The organism is Dactylosporangium sp. NPDC005572, assembly GCF_040605515.1.
In the GTDB taxonomy this organism is placed as follows: domain Bacteria; phylum Actinomycetota; class Actinomycetes; order Mycobacteriales; family Micromonosporaceae; genus Dactylosporangium.
The window spans coordinates 1-3399 of sequence record NZ_JBEXCY010000414.1; the positions used below are offsets into that span (position 1 = coordinate 1).

A 3399-nucleotide genomic window follows, 5' to 3' on the forward strand; every position below is an offset into this window, starting at 1 on the left:
GGGACCTTCACGCGTGAGCAGCCGGCGTCAGCGGCCGTACGCCTCCAGCAGGCGCCGCCGTGTTCGCCGCCCAGCCGGTGCTGCACCTCGACAAGGAGATCCTGTCGTGGGCGAAGGTGGTGGCGCTCGCCTGGGCGCTGCTGTACCTGGTCTTCACCTTCGACCAGACACTGCGCGACAAGATCGAGATGGCCTGGGGCGCCGCCGGCGCGTTCCGCCCGCCGCGGCGCGACGACCTGCCCGCCGCCGACCGGGCCCGGCCCTAACCGTCGCTGGTGCCGTCGCCGTCGCCTCGCTCGGCGATGGCGCGGAGGCGGTCGACGTAGGCGGGCCACCAGTCCTCGCCGACGTCGGGCAGGTTGGGGATCTGCGTGAGCAGCCCGCGCCGGCCGTCGGCCTGCTCGCGGAGGATGTCGAGGTGGCCGGCGTGCCGTGCGGTCTCGGCGATCATGTGGACCAGCAGCCGGTGCAGTGTGGTGTCCGGCTCGCGCCACCACTCCGCCCGGGCCGGGGCGTCGAGCTCCAGGCCGGCGATGCCCTCGTCCGCCCAGGCGACGACGCTGCGGTACCGCTCGATGATCTGCTCCGGCGTCTCGTCCGCGGTCGCCCACATGTCGGCGTTGGGCTCGTCCGGCACGGTGTCGTCCCACCACGGGTCGGGCCAGGTGCGGCCCAGGCAGGCGCCGAAGTACTCGACCTCGACCCCGGCCAGGTGCTTCACGACGCCGAGCAGGTTGGTGCCGGTGGGCGTGCGGGGCATCCGCAGCTCACGCTCGGGGAGCCCGTCGACCTTCCACAGCACCGCGTTGCGCTGCTCCCGCAGGTACATCAGCAGCGTCTCTTTCACATCCACTCCTTCACGCCGACCTCCACGTCGGGGGCGTCACGCAGGACCCGCTCCTCGAACGCGAAGTGGGACTCCATGATGGCGGCCAGCCCGTCGAGCTCGCGCGCCGCCGCGTCCGGGTCGGCGGCCGCCTCCACCTTCGCCAGGAGCATCGCGATGAGCTCGTGGTCCTCCATGAGCTTGGCGACGGCGGGCGCCAGGCTCGGCCGGGCGCGGACCAGCTCGGCGAACAGCCCCTCGTCCTCGGCCCGGTGGTGGCGGGTCAGCGCCGCGCAGAACGCCAGGCAGTGGGCCAGCAGCGGCCGCCCCTCGCGCAGTTCGTCGACCCGGTCGAGCAGCAACCGGTGTACCTCCGTCAGCTGCGCATGCAGCGCCACCGCGCGATCCCCGTCGTTCACGCAGCCATCCTCGCATTCCGTGGCGGGGCCGTGGCGGCGCCCGGTGGCACGGTCGGCGCCGGCCGCGACGACCCGGAACCGGGGTTGCGGGCGGCCGCCCGGATACCCTTCAATGAGCGTCTATGGGTCTGCTCGCGGTCGTCCGCGCACACCGGATCGGGGTCCGTGCCAAGAGGTACGCCGGCAGCGGCGACCTGGACGCCGCGCAGCGGGAGCTGGAGCGGGCGATCGCCGTCGCCGGCGACGACAGCCCGCAGGCCATCGCGCTGCAGAGCAACCTGGTCGACGTCCGGCGCCGGCTCGGCGACATCGACGGCGCCCGCGAGCTCGGCGAACACGTCACCGAGCTCGCCGGGCGGGTCCTCGGCGAGGAGCACCCGCTCACCCTCATGGCCGTGAACAACCTGGCCCTCACCTGCCAGGCGGCCGGCGACCTCGAGGCGGCCCGGGCGCTGCACGAGCGGGAGCTCGACGCGTGCCGCCGCAGCCGCGGGCCGCAGCACCCGGAGACGCTCACCTCGATGAGCAACCTGGCGATCTGCCTGTACCACCTGGGCGAGCTCGACGACGCCGTCGACCTGCTCGAACGGGTCGTGGCGGCGTCCCCGGCGGCCCGCGGCGCCGACGACCCGGCGACCGTCGTGGCCACCGACTCGCTCGGCGCGATGGTCGCCGCCCAGGGCGACCTCGACCGGGCGGCCCGGCTGCACCTGGAGGCGTACGAGACGGCCCGCCGGACCCTCGGCACCACGCACCCGATCACCCTCGACGCCGCGGTCAACCTGGCCACGACCCAGGGCGCCCAGGGCGACCTCGACGGCGCCCGCGACCGGCTGGCCGACCTCCTCGACACGTACCGCCGCACCCGCGGCCCCGTCGACCCGGACACCCTGCGGGTGCAGGAGTGCCTGGTCGAGGTCCTCAAGCGCCGCGGCGACCTGCCCGCGGCCCGGGGCCTGAGCGCCGAGCTGGTCGCGGCGTCGGCCGAAAGTCTCGGCCCCGACCACCCGTCGACCCAGGAGCGCACGGCCGCCCACGCCACCCTCCCGGAGACCTGAGACACTGCCGGTCGTGTGGCCGCAGCCGTTCTTCGACGCGCTCCGCGACGCCCGCCGCGTGCTCGTCGCCGGCGCCGGCGGCGGGTTCGACGTGTACGCCGGCCTGCCCCTGGCATTCGCGCTGATGGATGCCGGGCGCACCGTGCACCTGGCGAGCCTCTCGATCGTCCACCTGCACGGCCTGGACAAGGGCGTGTGGGTCGAGCCGGGCATCGCCGCCGTCACCGCGGCGACGGGCGGCCCGGACGACTACTTCCCGGAGCGCACCCTGGCCCGCTGGCTGGCCCGGCGCGGGCTCTCCGACACGGTGTACGCCTTCCCGCGCACGGGCGTGCGGCCGCTGCGCTCGGCGTACCGCCGGCTGGCCCGCCGGCTCGGCCTCGACGCGATCATCCTGGTCGACGGCGGCACCGACCTGCTGCTGCGCGGCGACGAGGCGGCCCTCGGCACCCCGGTCGAGGACGCCACCAGCCTGGCCGCCGTCGCCGGCACCCCGGTGCCGGCCCGGCTGGTCGCGTCGATCGGGTTCGGCATCGACGCGTACCACGGCGTCAACCACGTCCAGGTGCTGGAGAACATCGCCGCCCTCGACCGCGCCGGCGCGTTCCTGGGCGCCTTCACCGTGCCGTCGCAGAGCACCGTCGCCGCCCGCTACCGCGACGCCGTCGCCGACGCCCAGGCCGCCACCCCGTCCCGCCCGAGCCTGGTCAACGGCCAGATCGCGGCGGCGCTGACCGGTGCGGCCGGTGACGTGGAGCTGGCCGGCCGCACGCCGGGGATGTCGTTGTTCGTCAATCCGCTGATGACGATGTACTTCACGTTCGACCTCGCCGGCCTGGCCGCCCAGCACCTGTACCTCGACGCGATCCGGGCCACCGACGACCTGCTCGACGTCAGCCACCGCATCGACCGCTTCCGCGACACGGTGACTCCGCGCCCGCGCCGCGCCTACCCGCACTAGCTCCCGGGCCCAGCGCGCCCTCACCGCCCAGCGCGCCCTCACCGCCCAGCGCGCCCTCACCGCCCAGCGCGCCCTCACGCCCAGCGCGCCCTCACCGCCCGCCGCCGCCCGAGGTGCAGGCGGCCCGGGACGAGG

At 75.2% G+C, this 3399-nt stretch carries 5 protein-coding genes; 3 read left to right on the plus strand and 2 right to left on the minus strand.

Translation table 11 applies throughout. The features are described from left to right. Positions 1-59: 59 nt before the first annotated feature. On the plus strand, positions 60-266 hold the full coding sequence (locus ABZS66_RS61040; RefSeq protein ID WP_354774074.1) for a hypothetical protein: 207 nt from the start codon (positions 60-62) through the stop codon (positions 264-266). Here the strand turns inward: ABZS66_RS61040 and ABZS66_RS61045 are convergent. Beyond that, positions 263-847, minus strand: coding sequence for a DinB family protein (locus ABZS66_RS61045; protein WP_354774076.1), 585 nt, complete (start codon positions 845-847; stop codon positions 263-265). The genes ABZS66_RS61040 and ABZS66_RS61045 overlap by 4 nt on opposite strands. After that, on the minus strand, positions 844-1245 hold the full coding sequence (locus tag ABZS66_RS61050) for a hemerythrin domain-containing protein (RefSeq protein WP_354774078.1): 402 nt from the start codon (positions 1243-1245) through the stop codon (positions 844-846). Before ABZS66_RS61050 ends, ABZS66_RS61045 begins: the two co-directional genes overlap by 4 nt. Before the next feature lie 122 nt (positions 1246-1367). Between ABZS66_RS61050 and ABZS66_RS61055 the strand changes: the two genes are divergently transcribed. Then, positions 1368-2303 carry a tetratricopeptide repeat protein gene (locus ABZS66_RS61055; RefSeq protein ID WP_354774080.1) on the plus strand — a complete coding sequence of 312 codons (936 nt, stop codon included), beginning with the start codon at positions 1368-1370 and terminating at the stop codon, positions 2301-2303. Positions 2304-2316: 13 nt separating this feature from the next. Then, positions 2317-3264: a DUF1152 domain-containing protein gene (locus ABZS66_RS61060; RefSeq protein ID WP_354774082.1), complete on the plus strand. Its 948-nt coding sequence runs from the start codon at positions 2317-2319 to the stop codon at positions 3262-3264. Positions 3265-3399 lie beyond the last annotated feature (135 nt).

Bases quoted from the DNA above. Each gene is read 5' to 3' on its own strand.
- ABZS66_RS61055 (WP_354774080.1), top strand. From the start codon at position 1,368: ATGGGTCTGCTCGCGGTCGTCCGCGCACACCGGATCGGGGTCCGTGCC.